Annotated in this window: 13 protein-coding genes; 7 read left to right on the top strand and 6 right to left on the bottom strand. The window is 44.3% G+C overall.

The window, feature by feature from the left end; all coding sequences use genetic code 11:
- Window positions 1–106 precede the first annotated feature (106 nt).
- Together T426_RS0100335 and T426_RS0100330 are read right to left on the bottom strand one after the other, a co-directional pair.
- Complete coding sequence (locus T426_RS0100335) at window positions 107–1,987, bottom strand: choice-of-anchor J domain-containing protein (protein WP_025862539.1); 1,881 nt, start codon at window positions 1,985–1,987, stop codon at window positions 107–109.
- A gap of 41 nt (window positions 1,988–2,028) precedes the next feature.
- Entirely contained in the window at window positions 2,029–4,611 is a 2,583-nt protein-coding gene (locus T426_RS0100330; RefSeq protein ID WP_025862538.1) for a TonB-dependent receptor, read from the bottom strand.
- A gap of 966 nt (window positions 4,612–5,577) precedes the next feature.
- Here T426_RS0100330 and T426_RS0100325 point away from each other — a divergent pair.
- The 3 genes from T426_RS0100325 to nadA all read left to right on the top strand — a co-directional run bounded on the left by T426_RS0100325 (window position 5,578) and on the right by nadA (window position 10,456).
- Window positions 5,578–8,259: a TonB-dependent receptor gene (locus T426_RS0100325; RefSeq protein WP_025862537.1), complete on the top strand. Its 2,682-nt coding sequence runs from the start codon at window positions 5,578–5,580 to the stop codon at window positions 8,257–8,259.
- 158 nt (window positions 8,260–8,417) lie between these two features.
- Window positions 8,418–9,323, top strand: a complete 906-nt coding sequence (locus tag T426_RS0100315; protein WP_025862536.1) for a patatin-like phospholipase family protein — start codon at window positions 8,418–8,420, stop codon at window positions 9,321–9,323.
- A gap of 143 nt (window positions 9,324–9,466) precedes the next feature.
- Window positions 9,467–10,456 carry a quinolinate synthase NadA gene (gene nadA / locus T426_RS0100310; protein ID WP_027585129.1) on the top strand — a complete coding sequence of 330 codons (990 nt, stop codon included), beginning with the start codon at window positions 9,467–9,469 and terminating at the stop codon, window positions 10,454–10,456.
- A gap of 123 nt (window positions 10,457–10,579) precedes the next feature.
- Here the strand turns inward: nadA and T426_RS0100305 are convergent, their stop codons facing one another.
- Window positions 10,580–11,602: a branched-chain amino acid aminotransferase gene (locus tag T426_RS0100305; RefSeq protein WP_262502772.1), complete on the bottom strand. Its 1,023-nt coding sequence runs from the start codon at window positions 11,600–11,602 to the stop codon at window positions 10,580–10,582.
- A gap of 291 nt (window positions 11,603–11,893) precedes the next feature.
- On the opposite strand from T426_RS0100305, the gene T426_RS24795 reads away from it, so the two are divergent.
- Window positions 11,894–12,853 (top strand): DUF3667 domain-containing protein, encoded by a 960-nt coding sequence (locus tag T426_RS24795; protein WP_025862534.1) that lies wholly within the window; start codon window positions 11,894–11,896, stop codon window positions 12,851–12,853.
- Here the strand turns inward: T426_RS24795 and T426_RS0100295 are convergent, their stop codons facing one another.
- The 3 genes from T426_RS0100295 to T426_RS0100285 form a co-directional block, all read right to left on the bottom strand.
- Window positions 12,854–13,651 carry a DUF2797 domain-containing protein gene (locus tag T426_RS0100295; RefSeq protein WP_025862532.1) on the bottom strand — a complete coding sequence of 266 codons (798 nt, stop codon included), beginning with the start codon at window positions 13,649–13,651 and terminating at the stop codon, window positions 12,854–12,856.
- A 77-nt stretch (window positions 13,652–13,728) separates the two neighbouring features.
- Window positions 13,729–14,928, bottom strand: a complete 1,200-nt coding sequence (locus T426_RS0100290; RefSeq protein WP_025862531.1) for an acyloxyacyl hydrolase — start codon at window positions 14,926–14,928, stop codon at window positions 13,729–13,731.
- A 135-nt stretch (window positions 14,929–15,063) separates the two neighbouring features.
- Complete coding sequence (locus T426_RS0100285) at window positions 15,064–16,848, bottom strand: ATP-binding response regulator (protein WP_036984090.1); 1,785 nt, start codon at window positions 16,846–16,848, stop codon at window positions 15,064–15,066.
- A gap of 394 nt (window positions 16,849–17,242) precedes the next feature.
- Here T426_RS0100285 and T426_RS0100280 point away from each other — a divergent pair, with 394 nt between their 5' ends.
- The 3 genes from T426_RS0100280 to T426_RS0100270 are packed head-to-tail and all read left to right on the top strand — an operon-like array spanning window position 17,243 to window position 20,321.
- Window positions 17,243–19,558 carry a putative monovalent cation/H+ antiporter subunit A gene (locus tag T426_RS0100280; protein ID WP_027585127.1) on the top strand — a complete coding sequence of 772 codons (2,316 nt, stop codon included), beginning with the start codon at window positions 17,243–17,245 and terminating at the stop codon, window positions 19,556–19,558.
- Window positions 19,555–19,980: an MnhB domain-containing protein gene (locus tag T426_RS0100275; RefSeq protein ID WP_025862524.1), complete on the top strand. Its 426-nt coding sequence runs from the start codon at window positions 19,555–19,557 to the stop codon at window positions 19,978–19,980. The genes T426_RS0100280 and T426_RS0100275 overlap by 4 nt, the downstream gene beginning before the upstream one ends.
- Window positions 19,980–20,321, top strand: a complete 342-nt coding sequence (locus T426_RS0100270; protein ID WP_025862523.1) for a Na+/H+ antiporter subunit C — start codon at window positions 19,980–19,982, stop codon at window positions 20,319–20,321. Before T426_RS0100275 ends, T426_RS0100270 begins: the two co-directional genes overlap by 1 nt.
- The last annotated feature ends 2 nt before the right edge of the window (window positions 20,322–20,323 follow it).

Here is a 20,323-nt window from a genome sequence, read left to right as displayed (position 1 = left end):
TGAAAGATTAAACCAAACGATAACATTGGCTTAAACCGTTTTGGTGTTATGAGTATAAAAAAAGGGGGCAAATGCCCCCTAATCAAAAAGATAAAAAATGTGTCTATTATTGCTTGGTTGGTCCTTCTACCAGCTCGAAACTTGGGTCAGGTCCTGACTTGGTACACTGGAGGGTAACCACGTAAGTACCGTAACTTCCGTCATTTTCGTATGTGCTGACGGTTACTTCGTACATTACGTCGACACCACTCACCTGAGCAACTGCGTTGGGGAATTTAGCTTTTAGCATGACACCCACTCCTTCAGCCATTCGATCCATGATCAAAGCATTGGCTTCTTCTTCTGTGAGATCGCTGTATTCTGCCTGGGCAAAATCACCTGTTGTGCGTTTCACAAGACGAATATCGAAGTTGTTGTAATGAGAGTTTGCTCCATAATAGAACTCGCCTGTTCCGTAACTGTCGACAAGATTTTTGGTATCTGGATTGGCTTTTACTGCATCAACGATTAATTGATAATCAGCTGAGGCCATCGTGAATTTAACCGTTGGGTCGAAAATCCACTTGGAACCAACGTTGATGAACTGGTCAGTTTTAACTTCAACCGGATCATACTTGGTCCATTCGTTCATGCTGAAACTGTATTCATCAGCGCGGGTCGAGGTGCCACCAGAGTAGTACTTGTATACAACGGCCAGTTTATCACCTTCCTGCGCATACGGATATTTCATCGACAGGAATTGCGGCAGATAGTCATCGGGATTATCTGAACTACTGAAGTTATTGTATTTACCTGGTGAGCCCATCGAGTCATAATCTTGAGAGCTAAGCGCATAAACACCATCTGATTCCATCTTCCAGGTTGTTCCATCCAGACGATAGAAATCGCTTTTGGTGATAACTTCCGGATCAGCTGTACCACTTCCGCTTCCTTCGATGGTTCCATAAACTTTCAACCAGTTTATTTCCCAGGTGGCGGCATTAGTTGTCGATGAAATGTACTTAAATGCAACATAAACGGTTTGTCCTTCATATGCCGAAAGATCGATGCGCTCAGAAGTGACAAAACTCCAGCTACTTCCTGTTGGAAGAGTAGTAATATTGACTGGAGTCCAAGTAGCTGTGCTGACATCTGTTCCATCAAAATCAGTTGAGATTAATATATTAATTTGATCCCATTGGTCATTCAGAAAATTGATGGCCTGGCTAATCTGCATAACGGGAGAAGTAAATCCATTCAAATCGATAGCAGCTGATACCAACCAATCTTCGTTGTCATATGAAGCAGTGTCCTTGGAAACATAACCCGAAATTTTAGCAAAGTCATCCTGTTTATAAGAAGAAGCATACCAGCTTTGGTCGCCAACAACATCGAACGTACTGACATTATTCAGGGTCGTAAATTCTTCGGTATAAATACCTACTTCACCACCTGCCGGGTCGGTAGTTGCATACTTGTACGTTACCATTTTAAGCGTACTGTCGGCTGCATCCGGATATTTATTCGCTAGCAAATCGGGCAGATAAGTTTCCGGTGGGTTAGATGGTGAGAAATATTTGTACACTTTTACAGCACCACCAATTGATTCGTAATCAGAAGAACTGATGTAGTACTCACCTGCATCGGTATACTCAGTCAGGTAGGTTTTAGGGCCATTATTATAGTTGTAGGTTACCTTGGCTACTGAGTTTTTACCCAGTGCCGGATACATACTTTTCAAAACAGCCGGTACATAATCCGCTGCAAAACCTTCGGGAAGAGACAGGCTCGATTTGATGTATGAAGCCGTTGTTGAATCTTCTTTGCTGGCAGCAATTGCGAGAGCTTCAGATGAGATCGTTGAATAATCCGCATCAGAGAGTGTGTATTCAAATTCTGCCGTAGGAGCTTCTTTCTGCTGATCTATCTGGTTATTAATATCCTCCATCGGATTACAGCCTGCCAGAGCAACGGCGATGACGATCAGAAATTTATATAACTTATTCATTCTTATCAGATTTTTCACGGTTAAATCATTCTATGCATGGATTAGAACCTGACTTTTAAACCGGTAGACCAGGTCCGGCCAAAACCGTACCATACCAGCGCACTAGTAGCATTATGTTCTTTACCATCCGTCGCATCGGTGATGTAAACATTGCCAAGCAAATTGTTCACGTTGCCATAGAGCGATGCATCGAAAGGACCGATTTTGAAACCGTAGTTAATGTTCAAATCGAAGAGTGCTGCGTCGGGCATTTTCCATGCATCCGAGCGATCCGCTGCGTCGGTACGGTTCGACGGGTCGAAGTCGGCGTAATTGCGTCCGTAGTAGTTCCAGTCGAGACCAATCTTCAGATCGGTTAATACTTCCATTTCAGCGCCAAAGGCCGCAGTAGTCTGAGCTGAGTTTCCAACGTGGATACCGCTCAAATAGGCATTGTATGTTCCCTGGTAAACATTGTTGTCATCGTATACGTCGAAGGAAACGTCGTTTTGCCATTTCCAGTCACCAATGGAAACCATACCACGAAGACTCAGTTTCGGAATCGGCTTATAGTTACCTTCCAATTCAATTCCCTGGTGCAGCGCGTTCAAACCACTAATGTTCGAACTGACCTGTCCGAGCGATACACGCAAGCCTTTGTCCATCCAGTTGGTGCGATAAACTCCCAGTTTCACGTTCAGCTTGCTGCTGGTATATCCATAACCAACTTCTGTAGAGAGAATACGTTCGTATTTCGCGTCATTGTTGATATCGTTCGTATAGTTAGGAAAGACAATGTTGAAGTAAGGTGAGCGGGTAAAATAACCTCCGTTTACATACACATTGTGATGCTTGTTGATGTTGTAGTTGGCACCACCTTTTACACTCCAGGGCATGTAGTTCACCCATCCTGACATCTGGTTACCAGGAGTATACTGGAAGTAGTCTTTCCGGTTATATGACTGAGATGAGATAGAAGCGGAAAGGAAGGCAGAGAAGTTATTGACTACGTATTCTGCCTGAGAGAAAAGACCAATCCAGCGAACGATCCCGTCGTTGTGATAGGAGTAATAATCACCTTTTCTCAGTGGAGAATTGGCAGGACGATTGATGTTAGCGTTATCGATAAAGAATGCACCACCCAAGAGATCATCAACTTGTTTGGCATGGTTACCGATGTAGTAACGTCCATCCAGACCTGCCGTGATGTTGATGTTATTCACTTTGGTATTCAAAGTAGACAGTATACCGTACCATTGGTGAGAGTTCACGCTCATACCGATGATGGCTTCCGATCCATTGAGTGAAGCCTTGTTGACATCCATTACGGCATTATAGTCATAATAACCTTCCGGTGTAAGTTTAGTTGTACTATAGGGACGGTCGTTGCGGTAGTCCCAGTTCAGCATATTACTGCCAGTACCGTCCACTCGACGGCCTCCTCCTGAAGAGATGGATGCGTAAACAGCTGTAGACAGGAGGGTTTCCTCGTTCAATTTCCAGTACCAGTTCAACGAGGCTTGCGGTTTATGATAAACGTTGTATCCATAACCACCTCCATATACCTTGCCATTGCGGTAGCCAAAGTCACTATTGTACTTGTAGCCATCTTGCACCTGGTAGGGGATTTCAGGATTTTCTCCACGGTAGGTAGCAATTTTGTGTTTATTATATCTTTGATTATGCCACTGAGGTGCACCAAAGATGGTAAAAGAGAGGCGGTTGGCGTCGTTGATTTGTTTGGAAACGTTCAGGAAATAGGAGTATCCGTCGTAATTGGTTCCCCGGATATAACCGTTACCATAGCTGTGAGCTCCTGATAACGTTACTGCCCAACCATTTTCCAACAAACCGGTTGACGCTGTAAACATGTATTTGTGCATACCATCGTTTCCAATTCCAGCATATGCCGATCCTCCTTTTTCTGCATCGGTACTACGGGTAATGATGTTAATGGTACCTCCCACCGAAGAGAGAGCCAGTTTGGAAGCACCCAAACCACGCTGTACCTGCATCGTTTGCGTTACATCGGATAGGCCGGCCCAGTTTGACCAGTATACTTTACCATTTTCCATACCGTTTACCGGAACACCATTAATCAGTACCCCGATGTTATTGGAATCAAATCCACGAAGGTTAATACGGGAATCACCATAACCTCCACCTTGCTTGGTAGCATACACCGATGGGGTGGATTTTAAAATTTCCGGGAATTCCTGGTTACCCAGTTTTTCCTGAATAAGCTGAGGTTGAATGGTGGAAAGAGCGACCGGTGTTTGACGGTCGCGGGCAAAAGAGCTGACAACCAATACTTCATCGAGACCTACTGTATTGGATTTCAGCGGTACGTTACCCAGATCAAGCGTTTGGCCATCTTTTACGGTTATCTCTTTCTCGGAAGGGATGTAACCGATGTAGGAAAATAACAGCGTCTGTTTGCCTGCTGGAACTTTAAGTGTAAAGGTTCCATCGAAAAGAGAGGCTGTACCAATTGAGGTGCCTTTCACAACTGCGGCAGCACCTACCAGGTTTTCACCTGTTGATGAATCGACTAATACTCCGGTTACGGTACCTTGTCCAAAGGCCGTAACAGAGAATAGCGATAGAAAAGCTAAAAGGAAAACCCTAATAAATCTTGCTTTCATACTTTCTAGGTTAGATTACAAATTAACTTGTTGAACAATAATTATTTGAATGGAATAGTAAAAAGTGCAGGTAATGGGTAGGTAAAAAGCAACATTGGAAAATGGGAAACGAAAAAGCTCGTGTAGAATTGATCCGCCTGAAATAGGCGGTTTAGCTACGTATATTGCAGGTTTGTAAGTTCTAGATGGTCTCATAGGTCGGCCTAAGATATTGAACTTTCCTCAATTAGTTTAGCAATTATGTTGCATAATATCTTATTCAAAAAACGAACATAACAAAGATGAGGTTGATCTGTTGGTCTTATGTGTTGTAAATGTTAAAAAATGTTTATTTATAAAAATACAGTCTTGATTACCAGGAGGATAATTTAGTCTAATTCTTAATAAGTTTGTTTAAGCGCTCATAATTAACTTAATGTTGAAAATGAATTCATTGTTAAGATTCGAAAATGGACTTTGTGGATTTGTTAAACAAGATTAAATTCGCCGACAATAAAAGTTGAAGATCTGAGTTATCGGATTTTCCGAATCTTATTTTTTCTGGTAACGTATCACATGAAAATTTCCAGATTTCCTTATATGAGATTTTTACTTTTCCATCCAGTCGGGGCAAATCATGCTTGCCCAATTTCAAAGACCCATTGTTTATATCAGTTTTTTAAATCCGTGCAGTTTTATGAGTTTTCACAATAGTGATGAAAAGATTTTGAAGACAATATATTCAAACAAAATTTTAGTGCCCTGATTTTTAGGGATGTGTATCCGTATTGATTTAGCTCTGTAACATGTTTGTAATTTTTGATTATCATTCACTTAACAAATCGTTAATGGCTGCTTGCAGTTCGCCGTTTGGTAAGAACATAATTTTACAGCGCGTTAAAAAGCAGATTGTGAAACATCGATTTGATTTCTATTAATAGTAGCATCATTACATAGTTTAACTGGAATTTTACTAATCAATATTTTATGAAAAAGTCAGTCTTTGCTGTCCTTCTCGGAATGATAATGGGGCTTTACTCATTCACCGCTTTTGGACAGGGAACAATTACCGGAAAGGTAGTTGACGCAGAAACAGGCGAGAGCCTGATTGGTGCCGCGGTTACAGTTCGTGGCACAACCATTGGAACGGCAACCGATTTCAATGGAAGCTACAAGTTGCAGGTCCCTGCCGGAGAGCAAACCGTTGTATTCTCTTATATTGGCTATGAGCAGAAAAAGCAAACCGTAACGGTAAAAAACGGTGCCATGGTCGATATGAAGAAAGTTTCGCTGAAGAATGACGCGGTAGGTCTTTCGGAAGTGAACGTAATGGCTAACGTTGCAGTGAGCCGTAAAACTCCGGTGGCTGTTTCCACCATCGATGCCAAAACCATTCAGTTGGAACTTGGATCTCAGGAATTTCCTGAAATCATGAAAATGACTCCGAGTGTATACACCAGTAAATTAGGTGGCGGTTACGGTGATTCCCGTATCAATGTTCGTGGTTTCGACCAACGGAATGTGGCTGTTTTGATTAACGGTATTCCGGTGAACGATATGGAAAACGGATGGGTTTACTGGTCAAACTGGGCTGGTCTGTCTGACGCTACCCGCTTGATGCAGGTTCAGCGTGGTTTGGGTGCATCTAAACTGGCCATCAGCTCTGTTGGAGGTACGTTGAACATCATCACGAAAACGACCGACGCGAAAAAAGGTGGATTTGCTCAGTACGGAATGACTGATTACGGTCGCCGTAAATACATGATTGGATTGTCCACCGGATTGATGAAAGATGGTTGGGCCGTATCATTCATTGGCAGCCGTACCGAAGGAACTGGTTATATCGATGCAACCTGGGTGAATGCCTGGTCTTACTTCCTCTCTGTTTCAAAACAGTTGAACGACAAGAACCTGCTTCAGTTCACTGCTATTGGTGCTCCTCAGGAGCATGGTCAGCGTCCGAATGATGAGTATTCTGCCCTGACAGATGCAGAACACAACGCTATGGGTTCCAAATACAACTATCGTTATGGTTACCTCGATGGTAAGCAGATGAACGAAAAGGTAAATTACTACCACAAACCTCAGTTTGCATTGAACTGGTACTGGGATATCAGCGATAACGCAAAACTAAAGACTTCAGTTTACGCTTCCGTTGGCCGTGGTGGTGGTTCCGGTTTGTTGGGACGTAAATATGGACCTTTCCAGTACAATGGTCAGGAAGTACCAAACTTCAATTATAAATATGATGTTCCAAGAGCTGGTATTGGTTCTGCCGGATGGAATATAGCTGATCATTATCAGCTGGAAGACTTTAATATCTCCAGAGCTGCCAACCTTGATGCTGCATCAAACGGTGAGGGTGCTGTACAAATTCTCCGTAATTCGGTGAACCAGCACAACTGGGAAGGTATTCTTTCATCACTGAACCAACGTCTGGGTGAGCACCTCAATTTGGTAGCCGGTATCGATGGCCGTATGTATAAAGGTATGCACTACCGCGAAGTACGCGATCTGTTGGGTGCAACCTACTACGATGATTCATATGCCGGTTACAAGTCGGGTAATGCCATGGCCAAAAAAGGTGATAAAATCGATTATTATGATGATGGTCTGGTAAATTACCTGGGTGGTTTCTCGCAGTTGGAGTGGTCTAACGATATTTGGTCAGCTTTTGTTGCTGCAACCGTTTCGAATACCTGGTACAAGCGTATCGATTACTTTACTTACGACAGCAACAAATACAATGACGGTACCTACAATGGTGCTCCCAATTACACTGGCGTAAAAAGCCCGACTAAAAACCAGCTGGGTTACGACGCAAAAGGTGGTGTTAACTGGAACGTTTCTCCACGTTCGAATTTCTTTGTGAACGCTGGTTATTATGCTCGTGCACCTTACTTCGATTATGTATTTATTAACTACTCGAACGACGTAAATCCGGATTATACAACAGAGAAAATCTCGTCGATTGAAGCAGGTTATGGATACAAATCGAAAAAATTCGATGCGAAAATCAATGCCTATTACACACAGTGGAATGACCGGTGGACACAGGGTTCCTATTATGATGATGCATCAACCAAGCACACTGTTTATTTCAAGGGTCTTAACGAGTTGCACAAGGGTATTGAGGCACAGTTGAAATACAATCCGACTCACTGGTTGCGTCTGGCTGCTCAGGGGTCTGTTAACGACTGGCATTATACTAAAGACGTAAATGTTGATATTTTCGATGCCAATCGCCAGAAAATTGGTTCGGCAACCGTTTATACGAAAGGTCTGAAAGTAGCTGATGCTCCGCAAACACAATTTGGTTTGGCAGCTAAAGCAAATCTGACCAAGCAGATTGATCTTGGTTTGAATTGGTTGTACAATGCTGATTTCTACTCCAAGTTCTCTCCTGAAAAACGCACAAGTGCTGCTGATCGTGAGCAACCCTGGAAAATCCCGAACTACAATACGCTGGATGCGCGCGTGGGATATGCTTTCAAAATCGGAACACTTGATTCATATTTAAATATGAACTGCTACAATGTATTTAATACATCGTACATTGCTGATGCATGGGATGGTGGTTCAGGTGTTGGAAAACACACCCGCGATAACATGGTTGGTTTCTGGGGATTCGGACGTAACTTCAACTTCTCACTCCGTGTGAACTTCTAAGAATTACCGAAATACCAGATAATAAACAAAAGGGTTGTCTTTTTAGGCAGCCCTTTTTCTTTTTCAATACTGGTAATCATTACATTTACTTAGCAGGAAGAGACGTTGTTTGAACCTGTGGCAAGAATGATTGTATTAGTGGTATATAAATGAAGCATATGAAACAGAAGGTCGCTTTAGTTTTGGGCAGCGGTGGTGCCCGGGGATTGGCTCATATAGGAGTTATTGAGGAGCTGGAAGCTCGTGGCTATGAAATCAGTTCCGTTGCCGGCACATCGATGGGAGCGATGGTTGGCGGTTTTTATGCCGCCGGCGTATTGGAGCCTTTTGCCAAACGAATGTGTTCACTGACTATGCGCGACCTCTGGCATTACATGGATTTGACCATTAGCAGCCGCGGCTTTGTTAAAGGCGACCGGATATTCAAAACCATCCACGAAGAGTTTACCCACGATGTGAATATCGAGGATTTGCCGGTTCCGTTTACTGCTGTGGCTACGGATTTGGTTTCGCATCAACTGGAAGTATTCAACCGTGGGTCCCTGTTTACTGCGATACGGTCCTCTATTTCGGTTCCCGATGTTTTTACGCCTGTTGAGCTGGGAGAAAAGCGGTTGGTTGATGGTGCCCTGATTTCGCCTATTCCCATTCAATATATTGAGAGAACAGAGGGCGATATTCTGGTAGTGGTTAATTTATCGGGTGACAAGAATGTCATAAGAGAGAAGAAAAAGAGCAAAAGAAATCAGCACGCAATAGACCAGAAGGAGCAGGAGACGCAAACACTGAAACAAAAACTATCACAGTTTTTTACCTTCCAGATGCCTGGGATTAAGTTTGACTACCTTGAAACCATCGGGAAAACCTTTGAACTAATGCAGCGGGAAATTGCCGCCTTGACGATTCAAAATTATCAGCCCGATATTGTCATGAACATACCTTTCCAACTGGCCACTCCCTGGGAATTCGATCGCTCAGCTGAAATCCGGGCAAAGGGGCGGGAAATTGCCATATCAGCACTGGATGCCTGGGAAGAAAAGCGACTCATCAAATCGGCCGGATGAAACTGAAGCGCTTATATTGGATTGCGCTGAACTGATTACGGGAAGATTGCATTCACATTTCATTTGCCGATAAATTCTTACCTTTGCCTCCGTTATTTTGCCTTGTGGCATCCAAACATAACCTTTAAAGATTGAGCAGAGGAATGGAAGAAATAGCAATCCGGCAAATGCTGGAGGACAAAGGGTTCATTGACGAACCTGTTTCCCCGCAGGTCAACCTGATTGAAGAGATTCAGCGACTGAAGCGGGAAAAAAATGCGGTCATTCTGGGACATTTCTATATCACTCCTGAACTGCAGGATATTTCTGATTTTTTAGGTGATTCGTTGGCTTTGGCTCGAAAAGCGCAGGAAACAGATGCAGATGTCATCGTTTTTCTGGGAGTTCATTTCATGGCCGAAACCGCCAAAATTCTGAATCCCGACAAGAAAGTGATTATCCCGGATTTAAAAGCCGGTTGTTCATTGGCCGAATCGGCGCCGAAAGAAGCTTTTGCCAAATTCAAAGCCGAACATCCCGACCACAAGGTCATTTCCTACATCAACTGCACCGCCGATATTAAAACACTCTCCGATGTGATTGTTACTTCCTCGAACGCGAAGAAGATTGTCGATTCGTTCCCGGAAGATGCGAAACTGATTTTTGCCCCGGACAAAAACCTGGGCAATTACCTCAACTCGCAAACCGGACGTGACATGGTGTTGTGGGACGGTGCCTGCATGGTCCACGAAAAGTATTCGCTGGAGCGGATTTTGGAGTTGATGGATGCGAATCCTGATGCGGAATTCATCGCTCATCCCGAGTGCGAAAGGCCAGTGCTGATGGTGGCCAAATACGTAGGTTCAACAACGGCACTACTCAATTACGTTCAGCAGCACGAGGCTAAAAAGTTTATTGTTGCCACTGAAAGCGGAATTTTGCATCAGATGCAGAAGGCATGTCCCGATAAGGTTTTTATTCCGGCGCCATCCATCGATTCGACCTGTGGTTGCAACGATTGTACCTACATGAAGCTGAATACGGTTCAGAAATTGTACCTGGCACTGAAACACGAGCGCCCGGAAATTAACCTGGACGCTGAAACCATCGAAAAAGCGAAAGCGCCTATTCTGCGGATGTTGGAGCTTTCTTAAAAGATACTTTCAAAATAGCTGAAAGAATCCCTGTCCTTTGTTGGGCGGGGATTTTTTGTATAAAAAAACCGTCTTCCCGGTAGGGAAAACGGTTGAAAGCCAGTTGGAGCTGACTCTTATTTCTTATTCAATTACTTCAGTCCATCCGTAAGGATCCGGTTCGGTTCCGTACTGAATGGCGCGAAGTTTATCGTACAATTTCTGACTGACAACGCCGGGCTCTTTTCCGTAGGTATATTCCTTGTCGATATCGGCGTCGTAAACCCGTTTGATGGGCGAAATAACGGCCGCGGTACCGCAGGCTCCCACTTCCTCGAATTCGGCCAGCTCTTCTACCGGAATCTTCCGTTCCTCCACTGTCATTCCCATATCAGCTGCCAGCTGACGAAGACTCATGTTGGTAATGGAAGGCAGGATGGAAGTCGACTTCGGCGTTACGTAAGTATTGTTTTTAATACCGAAGAAGTTGGCGGGTCCACACTCGTCCAGGTATTTTTTCTCTTTGGCATCGAGATAAAGAACGGCAGAGTATCCTTCTTTGTGTGCACGGGTTCCGGCCTGCAGACTAGCAGCATAGTTACCACCCACTTTATAAATACCGGTTCCGTGAGGAGCAGCCCGATCATATTCGCGATAAATAACCAAATCAGTCGGTTTAAAGCCTTCTTTAAAGTAAGGTCCTACCGGCATCACAAATACCATGAAAAGGTATTCCTCCGCAGGTTTTACGCCAATTTGAGGTCCGGTACCAACCAATAGTGGACGAATGTATAGTGCTGCGCCTGATTCGAACGGAGGCACATATTTTTCGTTCATTTTAACAGCTTTCCGGATAGCGTCCATGAAAAGGTCTTCCGGAACGGGAGCCATCATAATTCCGTTAGCAGAATTGCGCAGACGTTTGGCGTTTTCATCCATGCGGAAAACACGTACTTTGTTGTCTTTTCCACGAAAAGCTTTCAGTCCTTCAAATGCTTCCTGGCCGTAATGCAGTGCGGTGGCTGCCATATGCATGGTTACCTGTTCCGAATCGGATACCTCCAATTCGCCCCATTTTCCATCGCGATACCAGCACCGGATATTATAATCGGCTTTCCGGTAGCCGAATCCTAAATTTTTCCAGTCAATAGTTTCCATATGATGCATAATTATATTATTCAAACGATCATTCACAGTTCTCGAATGAATGATAAACTAAGGTAAATTTACAGGAAAATAAAATGATTTTCTTCCCTATACCCGAGCCACAGGTCTTAATTTCAGACCAGATGCGAAGATAGCTATTTTTAGATGGATACCTGCCTGAAATCAATTAATCATCGTATCGGCTTTTTGAATTCGAAATTCATTCCCGGATGGAATTATTGGTGATAATTTTATAAGAATAATTCATAATATTATATTTACCAATAACACTAACCAAACGGTTTATCGCTCATGACAAAGTCGGATTTAATGTTGAATAACATGCCTGTTGAGCCTGAAAATCAGGAGACCTGTAAAAATTGCGGAACAACATTTCAAGGGTATTATTGCCCTGAATGTGGACAGTCGGTGCGTGATTTTCAGAAACCTTTTGGTATGGTAGCTGTCGATTTTCTGGGCAATGTGGCCGCATTCGATACCCGGTTATGGCATACCATCAAACCGCTTTTTCTCCGGCCCGGAAAGTTGACGAAAGAATTTCTGGCCGGGAAGCGGGTGCGTTATGTTCCGCCATTCCGGTTGCTTTTTTTCTTCAGTTTTGTATTCTTCTTGTTGTTGAGTTTTCATTACAGAGGAGTTCTCCGATCTCATCTCAAAGATGCAGACAAAATCGAAAAGCAGATCAGTAGCCGGGGTTTGCCAGTTGATTCGTTGCAGAATAAAGCCGTGGAGAAGATGAAGACGCACGGCGATATTCTGCAGGAAGTTTCAAAACAGATGGAGGCTGGAAAAGATACCCTTACCAATTCGTCGGAAAAGGAAATATTTCAGAAGGTTTCGATGTTGTTGAAATATCCTGAAGTCTTTATGTCTAAGTTGCTGCAGACGACTTCCTGGCTGGTATTTTTGTTAATTCCGGTGTTTGCACTGTTTCTTAGTTTGTTTTTCCGGAAAACGCATCCGTATTACATCAATCATTTGATCTTTACAGTGCATTTTCATGCCTTTCTCTATCTGGCCGGAATCATTGCTTTACTGGGAATTTGGGTGGCCGGCCCCAAACTCGACGGCTATATTACCACGTTGCTTTTTGTGGCAGCAGGCACCTATTTCTTTTTGGCTATCCGAAAGTTCTACCAACGGAGCTGGTGGGTTACTGTCAAACGGTTTATCTGGGTTTCCTTTTTCTATTTCATCTCGTTAATGATCATGCTCTCGGCAGCGGTATATATTTCGTTCAAATTCCTGTAATCAGGCTTTGAGTTCCACGAAGTAGCCGTTGTGAGCCCGGACATTGAAAACACGGTCGTCATCGAAGAGCAGGTATTGCCCTTTGATGCCACTGAGCACCCCTTCTACCTGGTGTGTTTTATCGAGTGAAATGCTTTTAATCTTATCAGGAAATTTGTTTACCGGATAGGTAAGCGACATGATTTCATGTTCGTCGCTGAGGTATTTTCGGAGCTCTTCCGGGAGCAGGGTTGCAACCCGTTCCTTCTCATCAGCCAAATCGATGGATTCATCCACTTGGTTTCGCAGCATGGCGCGCCAGTTGGTTTTATCGTTCAGATAATTTTTCAGGAATACTTCTATTACACCGGCGATGTGGCGATTGGGCGTCTTCGCTAGTTTGATGGCAAAGCTGGCCCCCTGGTCAATCCATCGGGTTGGTACCTGATGATGACGTGTAACCCCCACTTTTAGGGCATCCGTCACAGCCAAATAAACATAATGGTCAATCAGGTCATGCTTTTGCGCCCATTCCAAATCCCGGGCAATTCCAAGGTGTGAACGCGATAATTCCGGCCGCATTACACTGGGATCAGCTTCCGGAGCCGTTTGGAAACACTGGTAACAAAAGCCCTGTCCGAAGGAACGCTTGGTCTTTTTCCCGCAATGGATGCAATTGATTTGCCCGGAAAAGCTAATAGTCAATTGGCTTCCAATCAGATCGTTCATGGCAATAACTTCTTCGCCAAGAGGTAAAAAATAACGGACGGGACTTTCGGCTTCCGTTCTCATTTTAATCAGGTTTCCTTCGTGCTGCATGGTAATATTTCGCTACAATTTTGTGATGTTAAAGGTAACGGAAAAATCTTCGAAGAGTTTAACGAACTTTGGATGAACTACCGACTTTTTCGGGTCCATTTTATCCGGTGTCCAATGGTCCAGGCAATGTAATCGGCGTTAGAAAACTCGGTAGCCCGCAGGCCTATGGCCGCAAAAGTATTTTTCAGGAAGAAAAACTTCAGGCCAACGACCTGGAAGAGTTTGTGCCCGTCCTCGTTGTCGTTTTTCCGGATAACGTAATATCCCACTTGAGTCCAGGCGGCAAACCGGTTCAAATAGAATTCGGCTGAGCCGAAAAAGCCCAGGCTGATTCCATCCCAGAAATTGCCGTGCACTTTGTAAGGATTATCCTGGTCGTCGAAAGCTAACGTCGTATTAAAAGTTTCATCGTACACCACATCGGTACCGAACCCCGCTTTTACAATGTGGCTTACGGGTCGCTGAAAGTTCACGCTCAGGTTGCAGGCATTGAATAATTTGTCATTCCATGGAGAAACTCCCGGCATCTTCGATATATCGAGTTGCAGTTGTTTTACACCATAGCCCATGGAGATGTTGGTTTCCCAGATTTTCGAGATGGGGGCAGGGGACTGCCATTTGAACTCCGGTCGTTCGTTGAATTGGTAGTTCAGCTGCACAAACGGAGCCACCAGGTTGATGCCTTTGTTGGGCTTCTTCAAGGAACCATTGGAGAAATGGTTGAACTGACCACCAGCAACCAGTTCAAAATGTTTGGATAGCGGAATGGATACGTTGGTGCCAAACTCAATATATACGGTTTCTTTCGAGCCAATCACGGTGTTCCATGGGTTGGTAACAGGGTCGTATGGTTTCCAGTTGTAGGTAAGGCCCAATCCAACCGTGTAGTTCAATGCTACTTTATTGAATCGTTTAAAAGGCCCTCTGAAAAAGCCATAGATAGCGATGGGCTTACCCAGTTCATTGTTTTGTCCTGGGAAGGTTGCCGTATAAAAGCCAATTCCATATGCCGGATAACCGTAATATTGTTCCCATTCGCGATCGCCATACGACTGCCACCCCAGGATGACAGTTTCCGAATGATTGTGGTCGATTGGGGTAGAGTTCTCATTATAGCCCCTAAAGAAGTTGGATGTCTGCATGACAAATCCCGGGGCATATTTCAATCCAATGAACAGGTGTTTTTGGACCTTCGCCCGCAGTGTGTCGCTAAGTAGCCCTTTTCCAAACAGTTGAACGGATGTTAACATGAAAAAGAACACGATGAATTTCTTCATTGTGAGTGATTTGGGATGAATAATCTAACTTTTTTGTCGGTAATGATCAAGCAGGATAAGGAGACTAAAAATAGGAAATATGTTTGGTAAACTTATTCAATTGGTGTGCCGGAAAGGGCAGTTTTTACAAAAAAATCAAATATGCTTTTTCACTAACGCTACGAGTTCTTTCGGGAGATAGGGTTTGAGAAGGAAATCATCGAAAATGGTCTGTTGTTTAGATGAATTTTGATGACTGGGCTGCTGCGCACTTTGACCAATGATTAGAATTCCCGGGCATTTTTCTTTTATCAGGCGGGCCGTTTCTGTTCCGTCTATTCCCGGTAGGTTTAAATCCATAAGAACGAGCCGGATGGCCGTGTTTTCGGAGCAGACTTCAATGGCTGATTCTCCGTCTTTAACAAGGATGATATTTGCATCGAGTTCTCTTAGGGCCTCTTTGATAAGGAGAGAGGAGGCCCGCCCGTCTTCAACAACCAGAATGGAAGCACCTTCCGGTTTACGGGAGAGAACGGAATCTTTCTTCAAAGTCGTCTCATTTCCAGGGACCGGAGTTTGTACCGGAATGCGGACGTGGAATACGGAACCTTTTCCGTGTTCAGATTCGAGTTTCAATGAGCCTCCCAGAAGTTCGGTTAAGCCAAGTGAAATGGTCAATCCCAGGCCGGTTCCTCCATATTTCCGGGTCGTCGAATCGTCTACCTGACGGAATCGCTCAAAAATGGCTTTCTGGTCCTCGGGAGCAATACCTATACCTGTATCAGCGATAGAGAAATAAACTTCGCCGTTTTCAACGGAGCAGCTGATATTTATCTGTCCCTCATGGGTAAATTTTATTGCATTACCGGTAAGATTGATGAGAATTTGCTTGAGTTTCGATTCATCGGTATGAACAATGGCCAACTCTTTGGGAAGAAGATTCTTAATGTTTAGTTCAATGCCTTTCTCCTGAGCCTGAAGAGTAAACAGGTCATAAATATCCGAGATGATCTTATTCAAATCGGTTTCGTGGCGAACCACTTTTAGCTGCCCGGTTTCCAGGCGGGAGATATCCAATACGTTGTTGACAATTGCCAGCAACATCTCAGCATTTTCGGCAATGATGCGGCTATACCATTTTCTTCGTTCGTCGGGTAGATCGTCGTTTCCCAAAAGCTCGGCAAAACCAATGATGCTGTTCATTGGCGTCCGTATTTCATGCGAGATATTAGCCAGAAATGCTGATTTCAATCGTTCGCTTTGCTTGGCACGGTGCATTGCTTTTAAGATATCCTTTTCCGCTTTTTTCTGATCGACAATATCTTTAACAATTACCCAGATTTCCTCACTATCTCCTGTGGGAGCGGGCATTTTGTAGGCCATTAGCGATACCGGAACTTTTTGACCCGTTGAATTTAACAGTTCAATATCGATAATATCCGTATAACCTCGCTCCTCAATTTCGGATAAAAACCGGGTGAAACCGATGGGGCAGAGTTCACGGTAGTGTTTCCCGAGTAACTGTTCCGAAGCAAAATTGAGCATATTCAGAAAAGCAGGATTGGCTCCCTTAATATTTCCGGAAATATCCAACCAGGCAAACCCTTCCCGTATATTTTCATATAAACCCAGAAAACGCTTTTGGCTCGAACGTTTTTCGGTTTGATATTGGCGGATGGTTTCCAGGCTCTCAGAAAGTTCTTCGTTTCTTAAGCGTAAAAGATCTTCAACGGCATTTCGCTTCCGAATTTCCTGTCTGATAAGAAAGAAGATGAGTAAGGAAGTGGAAATAACAAAGAACCAACCTTTGTAATTTTGCAGACGGGTGATGTCCTCGGCGCTTTGGCCCAGCATGAGGATAGCCTCATCGGATAAAGTGATCCAAAGAATACCAATGACTAAGTAGATAATGGTGATGCGTACTTCAGTTTTCCCTCTCACCTTTCGCTTTTCATTTGTTGGTTGCTGCATACATTCATTAGCCGGTAACGATGTCTTTAACCCAACCCGAAATATTTATTTCGTTAGCAGTCAGTCGGCTCCCCAATAGCTTACTAACTTAAATCAGACAGGTCAATATTTTTTGAACGATTGTTTATTGTCTTGATGTATTGACATTTAATGACCTGAAGATAACGCTAAATAAACAGCTTTAAAAGGCTAAATGTTTAAAATCATAAGATACCAATGCCGTAGCGAAATAATAAAGTATTTTTTTATAGTCGGGTGTTTTTACGAATAAAGAGATAAACAAAACCATAATTTAGTTGTATTCTTAAAAAACAATTAAACAACAACTTCGAACGATGTTCGAGTCTGACTAAACCTTTTACTTATGCAGTTAATCCGGATTGTCGGTGTAGTTTTTTTCCTGGCATTTCTGACCCCGTTCATTGACAAACGACTGGGAAAGATTTCCGGCTACCTGTATGCTTTACTGCCGGCTTTACTATTTACGTTGTTGCTTAAGCAGCTTCCGGATATTATCGATCGGCATTTTATCATTCAGTCAATCGATTGGTTCCCATTGTTGCATGTCCACTTATCGTTTTACCTGGACGGATTGAGTCTTCTTTTTGCCTTGCTGATAACCGGAATGGGAACGCTGGTTTTTATCTATTCAGGTTATTACATGCAGCATTATCCCATGCGGGGAAGATTTTACTTCTATATCCTTCTGTTTATGGGAGCAATGCTGGGCTTGGTGCTGGCCAATAACCTGATTACGCTGTTCCTGTTTTGGGAAATTACCAGTTTCTCCTCGTTTCTCCTCATTGGTTTTAATCATGAACGTCCGGAAGCCAGGGCGGCAGCACTGCAGGCATTGTTGATTACCGGCTTTGGAGGTTTAGCCATGCTGGCCGGATTTGTTCTGTTGGGTAATGTAGCCGGAAGTTACGAGCTGACCGACCTGTTGCAGGATGGTGCTGTGGTGAAAGGCAGCAAAATGTACATGCCGTTGGTGTTATTGATTCTGGCGGGAGCATTCACTAAGTCGGCGCAATTTCCCTTTCATTTCTGGCTTCCCGGCGCCATGGAAGCACCCACTCCGGTAAGTGCTTACTTGCATTCGGCGACGATGGTAAAAGCCGGAATATACCTACTGGCAAGGCTTCAGCCTATTTTGGGCGGGACAGATCTCTGGCAATTTTCGCTGGGCTTGGCCGGCGCCATGACGATGTTGGTAGGAGCCTACTTCGCGTTTACGCAATTCGATTTAAAGAAAATACTGGCCTATACGACCATTAGTGCGCTGGGAATGTTGGTGCTGCTGGTTGGAATAGGCACCGAGCTGGCCATTACAGCCATGGTCATCTTTCTGATTGTCCATTCCTTGTATAAAGGTGCATTGTTTATGATTGCCGGGGCTATTGATAAAACCGTAGGTACCCGTGACATAAGACACCTGGGAGGCATGTGGCCGGTGATGCCGGTAGCAGCTGTCGCAACATTTCTAACACTTTTTTCCATGGCGGGATTACCTCCGTTCCTTGGATTCATTGGGAAGGAAGTTATCTACGATGCGAAAGTACAGGCCCCTGAAATTGCTGTTTACCTGGCCATACTGGCGGTTGCGGCCAATATATTCATGGTCGCTGTGGCGTTCTTGTTTGGTCATGGTGTTTTCTTCGGCAAGAAAAAAGACCCACCCAAAATTCCACGCGAGCCAGCCATTCCATTGCTGATTGGTCCGGTAGTACTTTCGGTGACCAGTTTGTTCATGGGAATTTATCCGGCCATACTAACACAACCGCTGGTGCTGCCGGCCATCGATGCGGTGAATGCCAGTCCGGTTAAACTCCACATTCAATTGTGGCACGGGCTGAATCTGGTATTTCTGCTAAGTGTAATTACGGTTACGCTGGGGCTAACGCTCTTTTTCTTTCGGAAACCAGCGACAAAAGCCCTGCGAAAATTTAATCAACGTTATTTCAAGATTGAGTTTGCCGACCTGTTCCGGAAGCTGGTAGAGAGCTTCCTCTCGTTTACAAAAAGGCATACTGAAGTGGTTCAGCATGGTTATCACCGCTTCTACCTGATGTTGATTTTTATTGTTTCGTCGTTGCTGGTTTGGTACCAGATTTACCACACGCGTGGCTGGGGATTTGAGGCCAACTGGGAGGAAGTTCCGTTTTACCTTATCGGGATAAGTCTGCTTATCATTACGGCCGCGTTGGGCGCCGTGTTTACGCGCTCCCGTTTGGTTGCCATCATTTTGTTGGGGGTTATCGGTTATGCCATGGCTTTTATATTCATTTTGTATGGAGCAGTCGATGTGGCAATTACGCTTATCCTGGTGGAAACGCTGGTGCTGGTCCTTTTCGTGATGGTGGTGTATCATTTGCCATCGTACATGCCCAAGTATTCCCGACCGACAAGCCGAATCAGGGATGGAATCATTGCCTTGGTTTTCGGCGGTTTTATGACAGCGCTGGTTTTAAAAGCCGAGTTCATCAAAATCAGTCCGCCCATCAGCGACTATTTCCTGAAAGAAGCATTTACCAAAGGCCATGGCCGCAACATCGTGAATGTCATTCTGGTTGATTTCCGGGGACTGGATACCATGGGTGAAACCGTTGTGCTGATGATTGCGGCCATAGGAGTGTTTTCGCTATTGAAGTTGAAACCCAAAAAGAAGAAGGAAGAATGAGTAATCCGTATTCGAATATCTTCCGCATCGCAGCCACGAAATTACGACCGCTGCTGTTCATCCTTTCGCTGATCGTCCTGTATCGCGGGCATCAACAGCCGGGAGGTGGTTTTATTGGCGGATTGATGGCAGCTTCAGCTTACATTCTCTACGCTTTAGCCTTCAATTCTGCGGAAGCAAGAAGGAAATTACCACTTTCCACCTCCGCTTTACTGGGAACAGGTTTGGCTGTTATCCTGGTTTCTGGTTTGCTGAGTGTTTTGGCTGGCGAGCCGTTTATGACCGGCATGTGGACGACCTTACATCTGCCGTTCGGGCAGGAGCTTCATTTGGGAACTCCGGTGCTCTTCGATGCGGGAGTATATCTGGCGGTCATCGGGGTGTTATTAACCATCATGTTTGATATAATCGACATAGAATAATGGAAATCATACTGGCTATTGTCATCGGCGTTTTATATGCAGCAGGCGTTTATCTTCTGTTGAGGCGAAGCATTGTGAAGCTGATTCTCGGGTTGATATTTTTCAGTCATGCCACCAATTTGTTGGTTTTCCTGGCGGGAAGTCTGTCGAAAGTGAGTCCGCCGTTTGTGCAGGAAGGACAGAAAGTGGCGCAGGCTAGTGTGGCCGATCCGTTACCGCAGGCGTTGGTTTTGACTTCGCTGGTGATTGGATTTGGGATTACAGCGTTTGCGCTGGTATTGATTTACCGTTTTTATCAATCGTCGGGAACAGTTGATTTCGACCAACTAAAAGAGGATTAGCA

The sequence above is a fragment of the Prolixibacter bellariivorans ATCC BAA-1284 genome (assembly GCF_000621705.1).
GTDB lineage: Bacteria > Bacteroidota > Bacteroidia > Bacteroidales > Prolixibacteraceae > Prolixibacter > Prolixibacter bellariivorans.
This window is presented reverse-complemented; position numbering and strand designations above follow the sequence as displayed.